Raw genomic sequence first — 20,783 nt, 5'->3', positions numbered from 1 at the left:
CGCCGCCGCGTCAGGGCCGCACCATCCAGCGCACGTCTTCGAGCGACAGCAGCAGTTGCTCGGGCGCGCTGTCGGTAAAGAAGTTCAGGCGGAAATCCATGGCGGCGCCGCCACCCGTGGTCGGCTGCTGCGTGTCATACCATTGCTGCACCCGGGCCACCAGCGCCATGGGCGCGGCGGGAGGCTGGGCTGCATCGATGGACACGAGCACGGCCGGCAGCAGGCTGACCGGCAGCGAGGTGCGGGGAAAGCCCGCCACGGCCGGCATCACGCTGTAGGAATAGCTGCCATCCATGGCGATGCGCACGCTGCCCGAGGCGCCCGTGAAGAGGGCGTTGAAGAAGCCTCTCATGTAGGCCGCCACGTCGCTGCCGCCCACCGGTGTGACTTGCCGCAAATCATAGCCTTGCCAGCTCAGGCGCGGCAGGATGGGGTCGCTGAACTTGACGACCGGCGTCTGGTACAGGAAGGCGTGCATGGTCGACACCTGCGTCTGGCTGGGCGGGCACAGGTAACGGTTGCGCTGCACGTACATCGAGGCCTGGGCGTTCTTGTACACCATCACGTTCAGCCCCGGCATGCGCACCTCGCGGCCGGTATTGGCCAGCGCGGCGGCAAACGACAGGTCGGGCGCGTCGGCGGCGATGGCCGCGTAGCGGTAGGCCAGCAGCGCATCGGGCGGCGTGGGCGTGGCTGGCGTGGCCCGGTACTGCTGCGCATCGATATCGAGCACGGGCACGGGCACGCTGACGGCGCCGTTGCTCAGGGTGCCGGCCAGCGGGTCGTAGGTGGCTGGCGCGCCGCCTACGGTGACATTGAGCAGCGCATACCAGGCGTCGCCGCCATGGTCTTCCAGGCGAGCGTCGAATTCCACGGCCACGCTGGCTTCGCCTTGCGCCGCCGCCAGCCGCGCCGCGCCGAAATGCTCGCCATAGCTGGCCGCCACCTGGGTCACCAGCTGCTGGAAGGCGGTGGTGGCCAGTGTTGCCTTGGCGATACTATCGGCCGTGTCCTGCTTGCCATCGAGGGGCGCGAGGAACTCGTCGAGGTCAGCCGAGATGAGCGGATAGTTGCTGACGAAGGCGGCCAGCGCCGTGAACAGGTCGGGACCGGCCGCCGCGGACAGTCTGGCCACCTGCGGCGGCACGTTGAGCACCACGCTGACGTGCACGGCATCCTGCGCCGCCTGGCGATAGGTATAGCTGAAGCTGTAATCCCACTGTGCCAGCTGGGCCGGCTGCAAGCCATCGGCGGCCAGGCGCATGCGGCCGGCCTGCGGCGCGGCGGACGCAGTGGCGGTCTGCCGGTTGACCGTGGGCGGCACGGGCAGGGCGCGGTTCAGCACGGGGATATATTGCGTGCCATTGCCCAGCGGTACCTCGAACGGACCGGTGATGAACAGCAGCCACTGGCTTTGCGCGTAGTTTTCGATGCCGGGCACGAATTGCTGGTCGAATTCCATGTGCGTGATCTGATAGCGCAAGTCCAGCGGCACATAGGCCTGGCCTTCGACATTCTTCGAGATGAAGTTGAAAGACAGCCGGCTCTGGTCTGGCGCGGCCGTGCCTTGCAGCGGCAGCCGGGTCGGGAACAATGTGTAGTTCTGGTTGCCGTCGCCGGCCGCGCCGTCTGCAGTGCCCGCGCCGGCGGGCTGACCGTACAGCGCGGGCGGCCCGGCCGCGTAGATGCCGTCCATGCCCGTGACCTGGTCCACGCCGTACACCACCACGGCGCCGGCGGCAAAGGCCGGCCCCAGCGTGGTCAACAGCTGCTGTCGCATGGTGGCGGCCGCGCTGACGCGCGTGGCTTCGTCCGCGGCGCTGCTGCTGAGTACGGGGCTGACCGTGGCGCTGATGGCGTCGGCCAGCGTCTGTTTCGCCTTGAGTACGAAGCCCAGCTGACCGCTCTGCAGCGGATCGGCGATGCCGTTGAGGCGATCAACGATGTAGGCGGGCGGCGCATAGGTGGCCGAGAGGAACTTGTCGATGGCGTCGAGACAGCTTTGTAGCCACAGGTTCAGGTCGACGCTATTGAACGTCAGCGCATGCGGCGTATTGGTCGGATAGGTGTCGATGCTGACCATGCGGCTTTCCAGCGAATTGGCGACGGGCAGCGGCGCGTAGTAGCTGGCCTGCTGGCCCAGGCGGAAATGGATGCCCGGGCCGGGCGTGTCGCTGAAGCGCACGGCGAACAACTGCTGCGTCTGCTGGCCGGCGCTGCCCACGCGCGTCAGCCCCGCGCCCGCGCGCATCGACCATTGCGGCGTCTTCAGGCACGCTTCGAGCGCCTTGGCAAACGTGGTGTAGCTGGACGCGCCGCCATTCGTGTCGGCCTGCGGCAGCACGGCGCTGACCACGCTGGCACCGTCCGGCAGGGCCGCCAGCACGGGATCGAGCAAGATGGCCTGGCGCGTCAGCACCAGTGCCACGTCGAGCGCGATGCGGTTGGCGCTGGCCAATTGCGCCAGCGGCACCGGCACCGACAGCGTGGCGGCGGGCGCCGTGGCGCTGCCGCCGCCGGCCAGGGCCTGCAAGTAGATGGCGCAGGCGGCGACGAAGTCGCGCACCTGCCGCGACTGGGCCTCGTCCAGCGGCTGCAGCGGCGTGGCCAGCAGGGAGTTGCTTAGGGAGATGCTCACCGCATTTCCGCTCAGTCCGGGCACGCCCAGGCCCGTATAGTCCTGGTGCAGCTGGAAGTACAGGCGCTGGTAGACGGGCAAGTCTTGCGCCGCGTCGGCTGGCGTGGGGTAGGCCAGGCCATCCATGCGCAAGGTCAGCAGCAGCGCGGGCGCGCCACCCGCATCCGTGTCATACAGGTAGCTGGCCTGGACTTTCGGCCAGGCGGACAGGCCCAGCAGGCGATCCGTGTAGCGCAGCGCGGCGGGGGCCTGATCCAACGCACCCGTGTAGCCGGCTGGCGGCGCCTCGAACGGCGTGACGGTGGTGTTGCCGAACAGGTCTTGCCAGCGCAGGGCCAGCGACGCATGGCTGCCCACGCCCCGGTAGGGATTGTCGGCGGCGGGCGGCAGGCCGGGCGGCGGATTGGCCGGCGCCGCATTGAGCGTCGCGAATGGCCATCCCTGGCTGTTGTTGCCCAGGTAGCCCAATGCCTGGCGGTAATCGTAGTCGGCCAGGGCTGCGGCCGCATAGCGCCGGCGGTGGGCTTCGCCATCGTCCCCGCCGTCGCCGTCGCTGTCGTTCACATGGTCCTGCGGTCCGAAGGGCAGGCTGTAGGGACTGGGCAGGAAATACGGGTTGGTGCCCAGGCCGGCCGACAGCGTGTTGTACAGCGCAGACAGGGTCGCCTGCGCATATTGCTGCTGTTGATGCGGCGTGGGATCGGGCGGCAGCACGGGCACGCCGTCGTTGCTTCGCTTGAGCTGGAACGACAGATTGCCCGGCGCCAAGGTCGCTTGCGCATCGAGGGCCAGGCTGTCGACGTCGAGCACGGCGCCATCGACGTACAGGCCTTCGGTGGCGGCCGCGCCCAGGGCCAAGGCGTCCACCGACAAGCCATAGTAGGCGGCCAGGGCGGCGAAGGTATTGCCGGGACCGTCAAAAGTGGCTGGCACGCGATAGACGAGTGGCGGAATGCGCATGGTCGCGCCCAGCACCACCGTCACGCCGGGATTGTAGGCGGCGATCTGCGCCGCGCTGAGCGGGGTGGCCCCGGCCGAGTAATACGCGGCCAGCTGCTCCAGCGCTTGCGCGGGCGCGGCCATGTCTTGTAGGTTCAGCTGGTGCAGGATGCCGGCCACGGGCACGCTGGCGCCGGCGCGCAGCGGCCGCACGGCGTTTTGCCGCGCCAGCTGTCCCACGCCCATGCCATAGGTGGCGGCCAGGGCGGTCAGGGTGCTCGTGGCGGCCCGGGCCAAAGGCTGGGTCTTGGCCGGCTTGCTCAGCGATTCGAACACCAGCACGTCCTGCTGCGGATCGATCGCTTGCGTCGTCAGCAGGGCGTTGACGAAGTTCGGCACGGTGTTGGCGGCGCCCGCCGCCTGGCGCGCCAGCGGAACCACCAGGGTCAGCGTGGCCGTGCCCGTGGCGTCGAAGACGGATGGAGGCAGGCCGGCGCCCGACACCATGTCCTCGAAATACAGATAGTAGCCGCCGCCGCGCACCACCGATTGCTCCCACAGCAGCTTGATGAATTGCGAGGGGCTGTTGGCTATGCCGCGCGGCATAGCCGTCCCCGCCGCGTCCAGCAGCATGCGGCTGGCCGGCGGATGGCTTTCCGTGGACAGATTGGTTTGCGTCAGGAAGCACAGGTAGTCGGCATCGGCCTGGCCCGTCAGCGCCACCTGGTCGCTTCCGCCTTCGTTATACAGCAGGAACAGGCCGGCCACCAGGGTTTCGCCCACGGCGGCCATGCCGCTCAGCAGGTATTCCAGGCGCTGGGCATCGGCGGCCGACGGTCCCACAAGCTCGTAGACGTGGGCCAGGGTGGCGGCGCTGGCCAGCGCGGTGCCGCTGGCGTCGTTGGTGGCCACGGTGGCGGCCGGCATGCGCGTGATCTGGAAGTCCACGCGCGTGGCGTAGGCATAGCCGCTCAAGTCCTGGAACACCGTGCTGCTGCTGTTGGGCGGCGTGTTGCCGATGCGGGGACGATAGGCTGGCATCAGGGCCAGCATGTCCGCGTATTGCGCCTGGGTGTACAGTGCCTGCAGCGTATCCTGGCGCTGGGTGATGCTGGCCAGCATGGCGTCGGGCAATTGCCACAGATACGGCGCGGGTGTGGCCTGGCTGGCGGTGGCGCGCGCCGCTGAAGCGGCGCCTGACGTCACGGCCGTCAGGCGCGCCAGGTCGGCGGTGATCCAGGCGGCGTAGCCTGCCGCAGGAAACTGCCGCGGCTGCAAGGAAGCCAGCGGCAGGATGTGCAGCGTTGGCGACGGCACGAAGCTGCCCGCCTGCGCATACGCCAGCACGCCCGACAGCAAGCCGTACGCGGCGCCCAGGTCGATGGGCAGGCTGGTGCCGGGCGCGCCGGCGAAGGTGATGAAATCGAGGGCGACGCCATGCGAAATGGCATTGCGTCCCAGGCCGATGCGGTAGCCGCCGGCGGCGCTGTCGGGCGTGGGGAATTGCTGGCCCGTCAACTGGTACAGCGCGTAGTCGGTCTGCGTCTTGCTATACAGAAAGGACGGCGACAGGCTCAGGCCCGACGCCACCGGCAGGCGCAAACCATAGGTGATGAAGCGCGCGACCTGGCCGGCGGCCTGGGCCACGGCGCCGCTCGCCTGCACGCCGCACCACAGCTGCTCCAGCGGCAAGGCGTCGAGGCGGGCGATGGCCAGCCGGCCCGGGGCCGCAGCGAACAGATTGGCGATGCCGGCATTGTCGCGCCCCAGCGCGGCGGCCGTGGCGGCGAAGCGGCTGGCGATGCCGGCCAGGGTATCGCCGGCGGCCGATGCATAGGCCAGCGGCGGCACGGTAAGGATGGCCGTCGGCAGCAGCAGGTCGGCGCGCACATATAGCGATGCCTGCTGCGCCAAGGCGGCCAGCGGCACGCCCAGCGCGGCGGCGATGGCGCCGAAGCTGTCGCCGGGCGCGGTGACGTGGCTGACGGCGCCGGCGCCGAAGTCGAAGACCAGCGTCACGCCCGTACGCAGCGCGCGCGGCGCCGCATTCGCGCCGATTAGCTGGGCAGCGGTGGTTTGCCAGCGACCGCCGGCGCCGGCCGGATCCGTGTAGCGGGCGGCGATGGCCGCCAGCGTATCGCCGGCCTGGATCACGGCGGACAGGCCGCCGACCTGCAGCGGCATCGCGCCATTCAGCGGATACATGGCATTCGGCAGCGACACGTCGTCCGCGTCGATGGCGTTGCCGGCCCGGTTGAAGGCGGCGACGATGCTGGCGATGCTGTCGCCTGGCTGCAGCGCATAGCTGTAATTGTCGAAGGCATCGATGGCCGATTGCAGCAGCGCGCGGCCGATCAGGCTGAAGACGTCGACGAAGATGAAGGCCGCCATCGATTCGGCGTCAGCGTCGTCCTGCGCCAGCAGCGCGGGCTTGGCGGGCGCCTTGCCCACCTTGGCGGCCACCTGACGCAGCACGCCGGCCACTGTGCTACGGTACTGTTCCGTCGCCGTCGCGTAGGTCTCAAGGTCGATCGCTTGCGTGCCGGCGCCGCCTTGCGGGTCGGGGACGTCCAGCCGCAGCCCGTCGAACAGCGGGAATAGCGTGGCGCCGTCCATATTGGCTCCCGGCGCGCTGATGTTCACGATGAAGCTGTCGGCGAGGAATTGGAGCAGGTCACCCATGCCGAATGGTTGCATGGCGGGGTCGGCCAGCACCTGGATGCCCGCCACCAGCTCCGCCAGCGTGACGCTGGCAGTAGCGGCAGCAGCCAGGTCCAGCGCCGCGCCGTCGGCCCGCGTCGCCGGCTGCAAGGCGTCGAGCAGCCACGGGAAATACGCCTTGCACAGCAGGTCGAACGAGGTCGTGCCTACTCCCGCGCCGCCGGCGGCCGGGTCCGGCGCATCCATGGCGAACAGGCAGACGAACGCGCCTTGCTGCGCGCTGCTGGCGGTGGCGCCCTGCGGCGCCAGCACCGTGAATTGCGGCGCCGCCACCAGTTGCAGCACCGGCTTGGCATCGGTGCGCAGCACGCGGCGCGGCTGACGGCGCGGCCCGGCGCGCAGCATGGCGGCCTGCAGTTCCATCGGCAAGGTGCGCGCGCGGCCGCGCACCAGGCTTTCCAGGCGCCGCGCGCCGCCGCCATCCCACGGCGCGCGGCTGTCGCTGCCGATGCGGAATTGCGCGCTGACGGTGGCGGAAAAGCCCACGGAAATGGTGAAGCTGAAGATGCCCAGGTCGATCTTGACGCGCAGGCTGATGCGCACCGAGGCTGTCACGGACAGGGGGATGGCGCGGTAGGATTCGTAGCCGATCTGCACTGACAGCGTGATATTGACGAGCAGCGAAGCGCTGATGATCTTCAAGTCCACTTCGCCGTACAGCATGCCGATCACGCCGAACGTGCCCGTCAGCTTAAAGTAGCTGCTTTCCTGTACGCTGCCGGACGCGCCGGCCTTGGCCAGCGCGACGGCGTTGCTGCTGTCGTACGGATGGTAGGTGGCGATCACGCCTTCGATGATGCCGAACACGGTCAGCGCGAAGCCGGCTTTCAGCGGCCCCTTGACGAAGTTGTAGCCCAGGCCCAGCTGCAGGCCCAGGCCGAAGACGATGACGGGATTGAAATACCCGAGATCGGTTTTCGGCACCTGCGTCGCCGTCGCGCTCGACAGCTTGCCGAAATACACGCCGCCCGCGCCCATCACTGGCACGCCGTAGACGATGGCGCTAAAGCTGAACGAGCGCGTAAAGTCCATATTGTAAGGAAAGCCGATGTCGATCAGGAAATCGCCATTCGTGTAGATCTTGATGCCTATCATCGGCAGCACCACGCTGACGGCGCCGAAGTTCAGGTTGCGTATGCTGTCGGGGAAGGTGAAGTCGATCTGGAACAGGCCCACGTCGTCGCTGATTTTCTTGTACAGGATATCGACCACCAGGCCGGCCAGGCCGCCCATCTTGGGGCTGCCCAGGGTCAGGCGCAAGCCGTACAGGTTGGGATCGTTGAAAACGATCTGTACGTCAACGGCCCACACGCCGGCTGTCTGCAGCACGCCGAAATGCGCGGCGATCAGCCAGTTGCTGTCCGGCTGGTAATACGGTTGGCCCTGCACGCCGCTGCCCGGGTTGACGGGATTGGTCTTGCCCGTGGTGGGCGGCACGCCGGCCAGCGCGTCGATGACAGCCTTGGTCGAGCTGAAGTCGGACGCGCCGTTGATGGCCACGCGCTGGCCCAGCATCAGCAGGAAGACCTTGAAATAGCTGGAACCGGCGCCCGGCACGCTGGGCATCTCTTCCACGTCCTGCCCCTTGTTCGGGTCCAGCAAGTCGCCCATGCTGCCTTTGAGCAATGGCGGCACGCTGGCGTCCAGCGCCAAGGTCACCTTGCCGTCCGTATTGCGCTTGAAGACGATGCTGCGGATGACGATGAATCCGAGGTTGAGGGGTGAACTGAGCGTGTAGGTGGCGCTGAGGCGGTTCTTTTCGCCGCTTTTCAGCGACACGTTGACGGACAGGCCGTCCAGCGTGACCTGGTTCAGCAAGTCCCACGGCGACGGCAGCACGAAATACGGATCGCCCAGTGTGCGCACGAGCGCCTGAATCAGGCTGCCCAACGACCAGCCCGCCAGGGTGAAACTGAGCATCTCGTTGCCGCTGGTATAGGTTGCCGTGAAGCCTTCCCAGCTCACGTACAGCGTGTGGTTCGGCCCCTTGTCGGTCGGCTGGAACGCATAGCCGAAGCCCAGTTTCAGATTGATGGCGGTATAGATCCATACGGCATCGGCCTTGCCCGAGAATTGCTGCGCGGCCGGCTTGGCGCCGTCATACTGTACCGAGAGCGTGGCTTTCTGCAAGCCGATCTGTTGCTGGCCAAGCATGAACAGCCAGGTGAAGGTGGTGTCGACCGTGTAGCTGGTGGCCAAGTCCGTGCTGGGCTTGCCGCTGGGAATGACTGCATCGATGGCGAACGCGGAAATCTTCAGGTTGCCCGGCAAGAAGACCGGGAAATCATAGATGCCGCCGGCGGCAAAGAATTGCTTGATCATCTCGCCCACGTCGAGTTCTTGCGCGAGGGAGGCGGAGAGGGTCCAGCGGGGCGGCGTTTCCTGGCTGCTGTAGGCCACGCTGACGGCGGCCTGCAGGCTGGCGCCCACGCCCAGCAAGCCGGAAATAGAACCGGCCCAGGCCGTGCCGGCGCCCGCCTTGCCGGCCTCGACAAGGGCCAGCGCGCCTTCCTGCTTGTCCGCGGCCACCGTGGCACTGATGCCAGACAGGCTGATCTGGCCTTCCGAAATGCTCAAGATGGGCGAGCCGCCCACCGTCAGGAAGGACAGGCTGATGGCGTAGTCGCTGGAAAACGCGAAGGACTGGGCCGCGCCGTCTATGCTCAGCGCGATATTCGACACCTCGGCCTGGATGCTGTCGGGCAGGCTGACGAGGCCGTTCGAGACGACGGACAGGAAGTCCGACAGCGTGGCCTTGCCGGGAAAGCTGGCCTGGAACAGCTGATCCGAGTTGAACTGCACGTCGAATTCGCCGCCCGGCGTGCCGTCGAGGTTGCGAAATACCGTGGGCAACAGAGTGAAGGTGGTACCGAACAGGTATTCATAGCGCGACTTTCCGCTGGCCTTGCTTGCCAGCGGCTGGTAAGCCGTCCAGTCGAGGAAGAACGAGGTGACGGTAAAGCTCAGCGCGGGCGTGGGCGCCGGGATAGGCTGCCAGTTGAGACCGCGCACGGTGCGCAGCTGCAGCGTGACCTGGTCCACCGTGGGCGTCGCCTTGGGCGGGATGCTGCCGCTGATGGTCATGCCGCCGAGGCCGAACGATGTCAGGAACTCCTGCAACACGGCCGGGGTGGCGCGGAAATAGCTGGCGCCCCCGCCGATCAGGCTGATGGCGGCGCCGGGACTGAGAGGCGGCCCGTCGCTGCCCGCTTCCAGGCTGACCGCGTAGTTGCCGTCGCCGTTGGCGTTCGATGGCTGCAGCAGCAGCGACAGCGTGTAGTCGGTGGCGCCTGCGCCTTCCACGCTGAGCGTGGCTGTGAGGGCCAGCGTGGCGGCCTGGTCGCCGTCTGCCGCTTCCTCGTCGGCCAGTTCGCCGTCGCCGTGCAGCAGCAGCTGCATGCCGCCGTCGAGCAGCAGGGCGTCGGGCGGCGGCGCATCGACGGGCGGCGGGATCGTCACGGTCAGGCTGGGCGCGGCCACGCGCAGGTAGCCGGCGAATGTGCAGTCGAGTTCGCTGAGCGTGGCCGACAGCACGCCGCTGGGCATCAGCCCGCCCAGTTCGAACGTCTTGCCGTCGTACAGCGCCATGTCCAGGTAGCCGCCGATTTTCAGCTTGCCCGGCGGCGCCGCCAGGTCGGAAAACAGTTCCAGAAATGGCGTCACGAAGGCGGGCAGTGCCACACTGGCGCTGAGGTTCTGCTTGGCGCCGCCCGTGACGGACAGCGCGCCGTCGCCCCCCCATGGATAGACGCCGTCGGCGCTGGAAAACACCAGCAGCGCGCCCGACAGCGGCAACTCGCTGAACGGCCAGCCGCCCATAAAGGGAAAGCTGCTATCCCAGTTCCAGCCGGCGGGACTGGCGGCCACCTGCACCACCAGCACGGCCGGGTCATCCCCGTCGTCATCCTCGTTGTCGCCCGCCGTGCGCGCGGCGGCAAGCTGGGTGGAAAACACCAGCGTGGCCGGGGTTTGCAGCAGGCCGCCGATGAAGGGCAGGCTCGCCTTGCTGACAGTAAAGACGCCGTCGCTCACGGCGCCCACGTCGGCTGCCGCGCAGCTGATCAGGAACTGCGCCGCGTCGATCTGGAATGCCTGGCCGATGATGGCGTCGAATTTTTCGGGCGGCGCGACGTCCGGGTCGGCCAGGCCCGCTTCCAGGAAGGCGGCATCGAGGGCGAACGGGCCGCTGCTGGCGGCGTTGACGATGGCTTGCTGCAGGTTTTCCAGCGCGGTATCGGTGGTGGCCATACGAACTTGCTCCTTGAATCAGTCATGATGTCCCGGGCGGACGCTCGCACCCGCCCGGACGCTCTGTCTACAGCACGGCAAACAGCGCCAGATGGTCGCTGGTGCTGCGCAGGTAGCCGTAATTGGCCCAGCCGTTCAGCGTGCGCGCCTCGCCTACGGCATACACAGCCGCCGGCGATTGCGGCCAGGCCATGCCGGCAGGCAAGTTCGTAAATTGCGCGGGCAGCGGGCGCGTGCCGATGGGCACGTCAGGGGGCATGGCGCCCGCCCCCGTGAATGGCGTGCCCGACACGGGATTCATCACCGTGAACTGGTAATTATTCGCCGGCACCAGCGGGTTGACGAGCATATTGTCGATCGAGAAAAAGTTGCTCACCATATCACTGCCGATATAGTTATAGCCCGGATACGGCGCCGCCAGCAGCGCGCCGCCGGCCGTATTGTCGGACCACAGGAAGCGCGATTGCTGCGTCAGCTGCTGCTTGGTGCGCTTGGGGCGGATATGCGTGGCCAGGTAGCCCTGATACGCGTCCAGCGTCAGGTTCGGTGCCACCGGCATGGCAAGCGGCGGGTTCAGCAGCGGCATGTAGTTGATCGCGCGCAACTGGTCGTAGGCCGTGGTCCGCCCGCCCGCCCCGGGCGGCTGCGCGTAGATGGCGTTCAGGTTAAAGTCGCCGCAGATCAACTTGATTTCATTGTGCGGCGCGGCGGCAGGCGCCGCCGCCACGTCGAGCACGCCACGCAGCAGGATATTGATAAAATTGGTGGCGCCGCCGTGGTTGGGCGGCGCATGCACGGCAAACAGGGTCAGGTTGCGCGTGATGACGTTGGCCTGGTTGGTTTCCACGAAACTGACCATGAAGGGCTGGCGCAAGCCGTTGAAATTGACCAGACCGCCAGCGACGGGCGGCACGGCTGGCGGCGGCGCGGGCGCAAAGGCGATGCGCGCCGCCGCCATGCCCTCGGCCAGGCCGCCGTTGTACTGGGCGCCGGCCGGGATGTTGCGCGCCGGCTGGCCTTGCGGGTTGAGCAAATCCTGGACGTTGGGCGCGCCGGCGCCCCCGGCCGGGTAGGCGGCGGGCACGGCGCCAGCTGCCACAGCCGACACGCCGCCGCCCGTCCACACGTTCGGCCCCGTGAAATAGCGCCGCACTTCCGTGGGCGTGCCAGCCGTGCCCGATATGCCGCGGTACAGCACGGCGACCGATTCCGTGCGCCCGCCCGTGCCCACTTTCAGCGGCGGCACCATGCGCCAAGCATCGCGGTTGGGGTCGGTGGCGTCGTTGCGCAACTGCTGCAGCAGGAAGATCGCACCCTGCAGGCCGCCCGTGGCGGGCGCCAGGTCGCCGGCGCCGGCCGCGCTGGCCGCCACTTCGATCAGGACGAAAATATCGGGCTGCGTTGCGCGCAGGATGGTCAGGATGTGGTTGCGGCGCTGCAGCGCAGCCACGGCCGGCAGATTACCGCCGCAGCGACCGCCTTCGCCATAGCGGGGCCGCTTGCGGCTCGGATTGTTGACCTTGTTGATGCCGAAGTTCTCGATATTCCAGTACACGACGTTGGTCATGCTGCGCTCCCCAATGAAATGGCAGGCAATGGCAGCGCGGCCAGTTCCGGCTCCTGCCGGGCGGGCGCATCGGCGATGTACGCGGCATACCAGCCCAGGCTGCCCGTATTCTTCGGGTCGCCAAACAGGAAGAACTGGATGTTCGCGTCGGCCGGCAGCTTGGCAATGCCGAGGAACTTGATGGCGATATTGTCGAGCCGCAGGCAATAATAGTAGGAGTCGCCGTCGGGCACTTTTTGCCGCATCAGGCCGATATTGTCGATGGCCAGCTTGAAGATGCCTTGCAGGCTGATCATCTTGGCGCCCGGTGCCGCACCGGGCAGCGACAGACCAACGAAGACGGCTTGCTCGTCGTCGCCGGCGGTGCTGGCGGGCGACCAGGCCAGCAGCAGGGTCGAATGGAAGCCGGCAGCCGAGACGAGCGCGCCCGGCCCGCCCATGGTGACGTCGTACACGACGCCGTGCCAGGGCCCGTCGAGCGTGCCCAGGTTAAGCGCCGTGCTGACCGGCAGGAAGCCGAAATCGGCCGGCTTTTGCCCGTCGGCGGCGGCGATAAAGCCCGACAGTTCCAGGCCGAAGCCTTTGAACAGGCTGTCCGGCCTGGCCTGGCTGGCGTCGAGGTCGTATGCCAGGTTGGCCGTCACCTCGTCGAAGCGCACGGCAGACGGCGTCGTCTGCGGATAGCGCATGTCGATCACCAGGTTGGAAAAGGCCAGGCCTTCGCCGTCCGGCGGCAGGTCCGGCGCCAGCGCGCCGAACGACAGCAGGTCCAGTGCGGCGCCCGTGCGATCGTCCAGGCTGGCGAAGTCCAGCGTACCCCAGACGGAAAAACGGTTCAGCACGGTCGCGCCCGCATCGGTGGTGCCCAGGCAGTTGAACTGGATGCGCTGGAAAGCCACGTGGCGCAGCAGGTTGCTGTCGAGGCTGAATATCGACGGCGTGGCTTGCTCGAAGATGTAGATGCCGGTGCCATTCTGGTCAATATAGCTGCCGTCGAGTACCACGCCGTTGTTCGGCATCGCATTGCCGCCGAAGGTGGTGGCCGTCACGCGCGAGCCGAGCAGGCCGTTGACGGCCAGCTGCACGTAGCTCTTGAAGGTCTTGATGACGGCATTGTCGAACAGCACCTGCAATTGCAGCACGCGGAACGCATAGTTGTCGGTGTCGGGCAGGGCGATGGGCGTATCGGGCGGCAAGCCGTTGCGCTGGCCCGCGGCGAAGGCCGGGTCCTGGTAGTCGACCAGGCCGAAGGTGCTGGAATTGCCGTCGAGGGTGATGCTGCCGTCGCCATGCACGGTCACGCGGCTGGCCGTGAAGCCGAAATGGTGGGCGACGAAGCGCGTCAGGTCGAGGCCGGCCGCGATGCCCTGCAAGCCAGTCGGCAGACTGGACGGATCCAGGTCCGCCTGCAGCACCAGCACGCCTGTCCAGGCGGGATCGCTGACCAGTTCCAGGAAATGTCGGTACGGCGATTCGGGCTTGTCCGCCGCCAGCACCTCGGCCGCTTCGATGACATCCTGCAGCCACTGCGACAGCCCCGTGTAGGCGATGCCCTGGACGCTGGGGCCGGCGTCGGCGGCCAGCGAAAAATCGGGCGCGCCCGACCAGGCGTTCGGATTGGCGACGCGTTCCCTGACACTGCCGCTGCAATACTTGAGCAGCATCACGTTGCGGTAGGACGTGGGCATCACGCCGACGCCCACCTGCGCTTGCATGGTCCAGCCCGCGATGCCCACGGTATTGTCGAAGCGCGCGCCGCCGTCCGACAGGTGAGCAGCGTTGACGGCCACCAGGAACAGCTGGTTGGTCTGCAAGGCATCCTGCAAGGTAGCATCCGGGAAGCGGAAGCCGAACGGCAAGACCTGGCCGCCGCCCAGGGTCTGGCCCAGGGTCACCGACAGGAAGGCGTCCTGGTCCTGCTCCTGGCTGGACACGGTGGCGACGGCTCCCTGCGGCGTGGTGCGGTAGTGCGGCGTTTCCGCCACCGCCTCGTCGGCGGCCAGCCCGCGCACGCGGCGGCTGGCGGCCGCGCGCGCCTGCCAGGTGGCGCTGGCGCCGCTGGAAATGACGGCCTTGCGCGTGGCGGCCACGATGCTGCTTTCAAAGCTAGACAGCAGGGAGGCGCTGATATCCAGCGGGCGGCCGCTGACGGCGCCGCCATACGGTAGCAGGGGAAAGGCGTGCGCGGCGCCCTGCGGCACGGGCAGCGCGGGCGGGGTCGAGGCGAGCACGGTATCGGCGGCCACGGCGCGCAGCAAGGCGGCCGCCCGGGCGGCCGGCGGCAGGCCGTACATAGGACTGCCCGCCGGCTCTGCATGGTATTGCGGCATGGCCGCGCCGCCCTTGAGCACGCTGGCCCAGCAACTGAGGTAGTCGGCCGTCAGCGGCGTGGCCACGTTACCGGAATCGGGCAAGTCCAGGGTCGCGGCCTGGAACGGGAAGACGGAAGCGTAGGCGGGCGAGGCGGGCACGAACAGCAGGCTGTCATTCTCCGGCGCGGCGCCATCATAGGTAGTGATGCTCAGCTGTTCCGAGCCGAAGATGCCGCATAACAAGTTTGTCTGCGTCCCGGCAGCCTGGCCGCTGGCGCTCAGGCCGAAGCGCCCGGCCGGCGTCAGCAGGGCCTTGCTGGTCGCGGGCTGAGAGGGGGACCGCGCGGCGCAGCCAAAGGCCAGGGCGCCAGACTGCAGGCCGACCTCGGGCGGCTGTCCGTTGGCGGCGCCCAGCGGCAGCAAGGCCGTCGCATGGCCCAGCGCCGTGCGGTAGGTGGACGGCAAGGCGGGCTGGCCGGTCGGCAGCAAGCCGCAGCGCAATACGCCTTCCAGCCTGGCCTTGGCGGACAGCTTCTGATTGTAGGGATCGAGCGGGTCGACCGTGCCCACCCAGGCCAGGTTGGCCGGCAGCGCGGCGGGCGCGCTCAGCGCCGGGTAGAACAGCTGCTGCAGCTGGCCGCTGGCCGTGTCGCGCGCGCTCAAGGGGAAGCCGACGGCCAGGCCGCCGGGGCCGAAGGTGACGGCAGGGTTGACGGTGGCCGTAAACGTCAGGCAGCCCGCATTCGCGCCCGCCAGCGGCACGAACGTGCGGATCGTGTTGCCGCTGCCCGTGACGCGTATGCCGATATCGCTGGCGTTGCGCTGGAAGGCCAGCGCCGGCGGCGTAGCCAGCGGCGCGGACAGCCGCAGACTGCCGCTGGCGGCGTCGATGGACAGGCCGACGCCGGACAGCACGTTGAACAGCAGGTCCTGTCCCAGCAGGAAATTTACATTGGTGCTGGTGGCAAAGCCCTTGGTCAGCGGGTTATAGCTGTAGCTGCAGCCATAGTTCTTGAAGGGATCGGCCGGCGCTGCATCGGCGTCGCGCAGCCACAGCAGGGCGTTCAGGTTCAGTCCCGGCGCCGACGACTGCCGGTCGATATAGGCGGCGAGGGCGGCGATGAAGGGGCCGGGCGCCGCGTCCAGCGCCGCCGGACGGGCGCTGGCAAACACGTAGCCGCCCATGCGCTGCGGCGACAGGCTGTCGGCATAGCTGATGCTGTCCGGGGGCGTGGCCGGCGGCGCGACGGGCGGCAGCAGGTAGCCGGCCCAGGCATGCTCCGCCTGCGGCGGCGATTCATATAGGCTGACCTTGCTGGCGGGATCGGTGGCGACGAAGCTGAAACCCATGACAACCTCCACTCAAGACGCGACTCGGGCTGCGATGCGGCGGCATGGCGCGCCGCGTGGCATCACAATCGTTTATAAAGGGTAGGCCCGGAAAGGGCGTCGGATGGCCAGGCTGGCTGCCTGGATGCTGTGGCGGGCGGCCATCCAGGGCGCCCGCCCGCAGGCGGGCGCGGAACCGCCGCTTACTGCGAGTTGGAGGTAAAGGTGGCCAGCACGAAGCCCGTGTAGCCATACACTGTGCCGCCGTCGACGATGTCGCCGGAGAGCAGCACGTTATACAGCCCTGTGCTTTGCGGCGAGTAGGTGACCGTCAGGCCGGCTTTCCACGTGACGACGCCATTGCCCGTGTCGCTTGCCAGCTTGGCCGTGGTGAAACCGGTGCTGACGCTAGGATTCCAGTACGTGGTGCGGCCCTGGAACTGGAAGGCGATGCCGGTCTGGTTGTTGCTGTCGCTGCTGGCTATGGACAGCGCGATGCTGTTCGGTGTGGTGTTGGTGGTGACGCTTTGGCCGGCGGCCAGCGTATGGTTGGTGACTTCGACGCGAGGTAAGTTAGACATGACATTCTCCATGAGGTGATATCGGCCTGCACTTGCGGTGGGCGCCCCGTGGCCGAGAGGTCCAGGGCAGTTGGGTAAGTCGGTGAAAAACGGTATTGCAACGGCTTTGCAACCATGCCATAAAAATATGGCAGGACAATACGCAATTTCAAATAAAGACAAGACATTTGATATTAATCAATCCGGAATTGATTAATATTTTTTTTATTTACTTATTCAAAACTGGTTTCCGGCTATTCGGAATATAACCATGCCGGCTCTTGCGCGTCACAAATAGCGATTCTATGCCTATTTTTTTGCGCGATTCTCTCGAATTGTCGCAAAGACAGGAATGGCACGGCATCCGGACGCGGTGCGGGAATGCGCCGCCGGCCATTTTCGCGGCGGCAGGCAAGCCGGATAGGGGATGCAATTGAATATAAACGGTTTATTGACTTAAATAGATGGCATGCGCGGCTTTATTGCGCGGCCGGCGCGGGCAGGACCGGACAGCGTTCAAAAACGGCTACCACCTTGCCAGTCAGCGTGTACTGCGTGCCGTCATCGAGGATGGGGCCATCGATGAGGATTTGATATTGCTGCGGACCGAGCGCCTGGAAACGCAGGGTCAGCCCTTTCTGGAATGTCACGATGGTATCGCCGCGGTCGGCGCCCAGCTGCAGCAAGATATTCGCTGTCGACAATAAAACCGTCCAGTACGCGGTGCCGTTGGCGCGCAGCGCCACCAGGGTGTTGTCATTGATATCATTGCTGGCCGTGGCGATGGCATCGCTGTTGACCGTCAGCGCCATGGTTTGCGGCGCCCGGCACGCGGGGGCCGGTTCGGCCAGCTGGCGCGCCAGCGCCGGGGCGTCGCCACCGAGCGATAGCAGCAGCACGGCAGCCAGCCAGGGGGCGCGCCAATTCAGCTGATACATGGTGGAGGTGGTGTCCCGCGCATGCGGCCCATCGTAGCGACTTTCGGCCGGAAGAGCAAACGCATGCCAACCGCAGCATCGCCATGGCCGCCATCCCCATCTGCTATCATCATGCCGTTTTGGCCGCCGCCGTGGGCGCCGGTCCGGTATTTATGCAAGGAAAAAAATGAATAATCGCATCTCCCTGCTGCGCACGCGCGGCGGGCAGGACAGCGGCAAGGTGGGCATGATCGAGCTGTTCTTCGACCTGGTGTTCGTGTTTGCCGTCACGCAACTGTCGCACGGCTTGCTGGCGCACCTGAGCGCCATCGGTTGGTTGCAGACGGGTTTGCTGCTGATGGCCGTCTGGTGGGTGTGGATTTTTACGTCGTGGATCACCAACTGGCTCGACCCCGAGCGCATTCCCGTGCGCATCAGCCTGTTTGCCCTGATGCTGGGCGGCTTGATCATGTCGGCCTCGATACCGGAAGCGTTCGGCACGCGCGGCCTGGGCTTTGCGGGCGCGTATGTGGCCATGCAGGTGGGCCGGCCCCTGTTTGCCTGGTGGGCCGTGCGCCATGAAGCGCTGGCGCGGCGCCGCAATTTCCAGCGCATTGCCTTGTGGGCCGTGTTGTCCGGCATCTTCTGGATCGCCGGCGGCATTGCGTCGCCCGAGCAGCGCATCTTCTGGTGGGGCGCGGCCCTGCTGATCGACCTGGCCGGCCCATGGATGCAGTTTGGCATGCCGGGCCTGGGCCGTTCCTCGACGGCGGACTGGGATGTCGATGGCGGCCATATGGCCGAACGCTGCGGCCTGTTCGTCATCATCGCCCTCGGTGAATCCTTGCTGGTGACGGGTGCCACCTTCGCGGGGCTGGAGTGGACCCCCGGCAACTGGCTGGGTTTCCTGTCGGCGCTGGTCGGCAGCATCGCCATGTGGTGGATTTACTTTGACACGGGCGCCGAAGCGGGCCACCACCGCATCGCTCATTCGAAGGACCCGGGCCGCATCGCGCGCAAGGCTTACACGTATATCCACGTGCTGATCGTGGGCGGGGTGATCGTCAGCGCCGTGGCCGATGAACTGGCCCTCGTGCATCCGGACGAGGCGAGCTTCGCCGGCATCAGCGCCTTGCTGGGCGGCCCGATCCTGTATCTGCTGGGCAATGCGCTATTCAAATGGGTCAGCAACGACCGCGCCACGCCGCCGCTGTCGCATCTGCTGGGCATCTTGATCATCCTGGCGCTGATCCCGATGGCCTACGGTCGCCTGTATTCGCCTTTGACCCTGGCGTGCATCACCAGCTGCGTGCTGGTTCTGGTGGCTGTGTGGGAACATATGGCGCTGCGCCGCCCGCCGCCGGATATTGATCTCTGATGCCCGACCTCTGATGCCCGATCCCTGATGCCTGCGTGACCTTATCCGGGCGGCGTGATGCCGTCCGGATCGCTGCGCGTATCGAGCTGCAGTTGCAAAAACGCCAGGTCCAGCCAGGCGCCGAACTTGGTGCCCACTTGGCGCAGCAAGCCCACTTCCTCGAAGCCCAGCTGTTTGTGCAGGGCGATCGAACCGGCATTGCCCGCTTCGATGCCCGCCACCATCACGTGCTTGCCCAGGCCGCGCGCGCGCACGATCAATTCCCCCATCAATGCCTTGCCGACGCCGGCGCCACGGCTATCGGCGCGCACATACACGGAATGCTCGACCGTATGCCGAAAACCCTCGAACGGACGCCAGTCGCCGAACGAGGCGTAGCCGGACACATTCTGCTGCGCATCGATGGCGACCAGCACCGGATAGCCGGCCCGCTGGCGGTCGGCCAGCCAGGCGGTGCGGTTGGCCGCATCGACCGTGCGTTCATTCCAGATGGCCAGGGTATGGCTGACGGCATCGTTGTAGATGGCCGTGATTCCTTCGATGTCGCCCAGCCGGGCCTCGCGTATCTGCATGTTGCTCTCCTTGCCAAGCGTCTACTATAATGGACAAATCATAGATTGCCACTCGCTACTTGTCCAATAAAATTCTATAGATGTCCACTAAACCAGACGAATTGAACCAGCGCATCGGTGCCAGGGTGCGCCTCGAGCGGGAAAGCCTGGGCTGGTCACTGACGGAGCTGGCGGCCCGTTCGGGCGTGTCGCGCGCGATGGTGCATAAGGTGGAGCGCGGCGATTGCAGCCCCACGGCCACCTTGCTGGCGCGGCTGTCGGGTGCCTTCGGCCTGAGCATGTCCGAACTGATCGCCCGCGCCGAGATGCGCGACGGGCGTCTGTTGCGCCAGCTTGAGCAGCCCGTGTGGGTCGACCCGCAGAGCGGCTATGTGCGGCGGCACGTGTCGCCCGCATCCGACATGCCGCTCGACCTCGTGCATATCACCTTGCCGCCGGGCGCCGTGGTAGCCATGCCGGCCGCCGCCTATGTGGCGCGGCGCCAGCTGATCTGGGCGTTGACCGGCAGCCTCGTTTTCATCGAAGGTGACACCCGCCACGTGCTGGACGAGGGCGATTGCCTGGAACTGGGTCCGCCGTCCGACTGCATGTTCAGGAATGAAACAGCCACCGCTTGCACCTACGCCGTGGCCGTGTTGAAACGCGGCTGACGGCCGAATCACCAGGCTAGACTCAGGCAATCGCCGCAGCGCGCAGCTGGGCGATGAAGGCGCGCGCGGCGGGCGCCTGTTCATGGCGGCGGAAGGCCACGGCGATTTCCGAGCTGATTTGCGGCGCTTCCAGTTCGCGGAAGCATACGCCAGGCAATTGCACGCTGGCCATCACGGAGTGGGGCACGATGGCGCAGCCCACGCCCAGCGACACTTCCGTCAGCACGGCCACCAGGCTGCCCGGGCGCGACACCACCTGCGCCGCAAAGCCGCCGCGCCGGCTTACCTCCAATGTTCCCAATTCCTGTTCCGGCACGATGAACGCTTGCTGCGCCAGCGCGGCCGGCCCCGCCACATCGAGGCCCGCCAGCGGGCTGTCAGCCTGTACGGCCAGCACGAAGCGGTCACGCAGCAAGACCACGCTGGCTATGCCGTCCGGCAAGTGCAGGGGCGGGCGCACGAAGGCCAGGTCCACCCGGCCCTGGTCCAGCAAGCCGGGCAGGGCATCCATCGCCTGTTCGCGCGCACCGATGTGGATGCCGGGGTGGCTGGCGCGAAAGCGGGCAAACTGGTCTTGCAGCACGCCGGAATACGCGGCCGAGGCCACGTAGCCGATTTCCAGCCGTCCCAGCTCGCCCCGTCCCGCCCGCCGCGCCACGTCCTGGGCCTGTGCAAGTTGCGCCAGCGCGCGCGCCGCTTCCACCACGAACAACTCTCCTGCGGCCGTCAGGGCCACGGCGCGCTTGCTGCGCTGGAACAAACGCGTGCCCAGCAGCTGTTCCGTTTCCTGTACCTGCTTGGTCAGGGCGGGCGGCGAAATGCCGAGTTCCGCAGCCGCCCGCGCGAAATGCAGGCTGTGCGCCACGGCAAGCACGCAGCGGAAATGCCGCAGTTCCATGTCTTTGACTATATTCACCATGGGTGAATTATAAGACGATTATCTTATAACAAG

At 66.9% G+C, this 20,783-nt stretch carries 9 protein-coding genes; 2 read left to right on the top strand and 7 right to left on the bottom strand.

Translation table 11 applies throughout. The annotated features are described in order from the left end of the window. Positions 1-10 precede the first annotated feature (10 nt). The 5 genes from ACP7DE_RS05350 to ACP7DE_RS05330 form a co-directional block, all read right to left on the bottom strand. Positions 11-10,546 carry a LysM peptidoglycan-binding domain-containing protein gene (locus ACP7DE_RS05350; protein WP_426071100.1) on the bottom strand — a complete coding sequence of 3,512 codons (10,536 nt, stop codon included), beginning with the start codon at positions 10,544-10,546 and terminating at the stop codon, positions 11-13. A 67-nt stretch (positions 10,547-10,613) separates the two neighbouring features. After that, complete coding sequence (locus ACP7DE_RS05345) at positions 10,614-12,113, bottom strand: hypothetical protein (RefSeq protein ID WP_426071099.1); 1,500 nt, start codon at positions 12,111-12,113, stop codon at positions 10,614-10,616. Continuing rightward, on the bottom strand, positions 12,110-15,775 hold the full coding sequence (locus ACP7DE_RS05340) for a hypothetical protein (RefSeq protein ID WP_426071098.1): 3,666 nt from the start codon (positions 15,773-15,775) through the stop codon (positions 12,110-12,112). Before ACP7DE_RS05340 ends, ACP7DE_RS05345 begins: the two co-directional genes overlap by 4 nt. A 182-nt stretch (positions 15,776-15,957) precedes the next feature. Next, positions 15,958-16,335, bottom strand: coding sequence for a hypothetical protein (locus ACP7DE_RS05335; protein WP_426071097.1), 378 nt, complete (start codon positions 16,333-16,335; stop codon positions 15,958-15,960). A 458-nt stretch (positions 16,336-16,793) separates the two neighbouring features. Continuing rightward, positions 16,794-17,252 carry a hypothetical protein gene (locus ACP7DE_RS05330; RefSeq protein WP_426071096.1) on the bottom strand — a complete coding sequence of 153 codons (459 nt, stop codon included), beginning with the start codon at positions 17,250-17,252 and terminating at the stop codon, positions 16,794-16,796. Between the two features lie 166 nt (positions 17,253-17,418). On the opposite strand from ACP7DE_RS05330, the gene ACP7DE_RS05325 reads away from it, so the two are divergent. Continuing rightward, the gene (locus ACP7DE_RS05325) at positions 17,419-18,609 is read left to right on the top strand and encodes a low temperature requirement protein A (protein WP_426071095.1); all 1,191 of its coding nucleotides are present in this window, start codon (positions 17,419-17,421) and stop codon (positions 18,607-18,609) included. Positions 18,610-18,650: 41 nt separating this feature from the next. On the opposite strand, the gene ACP7DE_RS05320 is transcribed toward ACP7DE_RS05325, so the two are convergent. Next, positions 18,651-19,181, bottom strand: a complete 531-nt coding sequence (locus ACP7DE_RS05320; protein ID WP_426071094.1) for a GNAT family N-acetyltransferase — start codon at positions 19,179-19,181, stop codon at positions 18,651-18,653. An 80-nt stretch (positions 19,182-19,261) separates the two neighbouring features. On the opposite strand from ACP7DE_RS05320, the gene ACP7DE_RS05315 reads away from it, so the two are divergent. Further along, complete coding sequence (locus ACP7DE_RS05315; protein WP_426071093.1) at positions 19,262-19,831, top strand: helix-turn-helix domain-containing protein; 570 nt, start codon at positions 19,262-19,264, stop codon at positions 19,829-19,831. A 22-nt stretch (positions 19,832-19,853) separates the two neighbouring features. Here the strand turns inward: ACP7DE_RS05315 and ACP7DE_RS05310 are convergent, their stop codons facing one another. Continuing rightward, positions 19,854-20,750 carry a LysR family transcriptional regulator gene (locus ACP7DE_RS05310; RefSeq protein WP_426071092.1) on the bottom strand — a complete coding sequence of 299 codons (897 nt, stop codon included), beginning with the start codon at positions 20,748-20,750 and terminating at the stop codon, positions 19,854-19,856. Between the last annotated feature and the right edge of the window lie 33 nt (positions 20,751-20,783).

Source organism: Janthinobacterium sp. DSP2-3-3 (assembly GCF_049897325.1).
In the GTDB taxonomy this organism is placed as follows: domain Bacteria; phylum Pseudomonadota; class Gammaproteobacteria; order Burkholderiales; family Burkholderiaceae_D; genus Janthinobacterium.
Note: the sequence above shows the minus strand (reverse complement) of the source record. Positions and strands in the feature narration are given on the sequence as shown.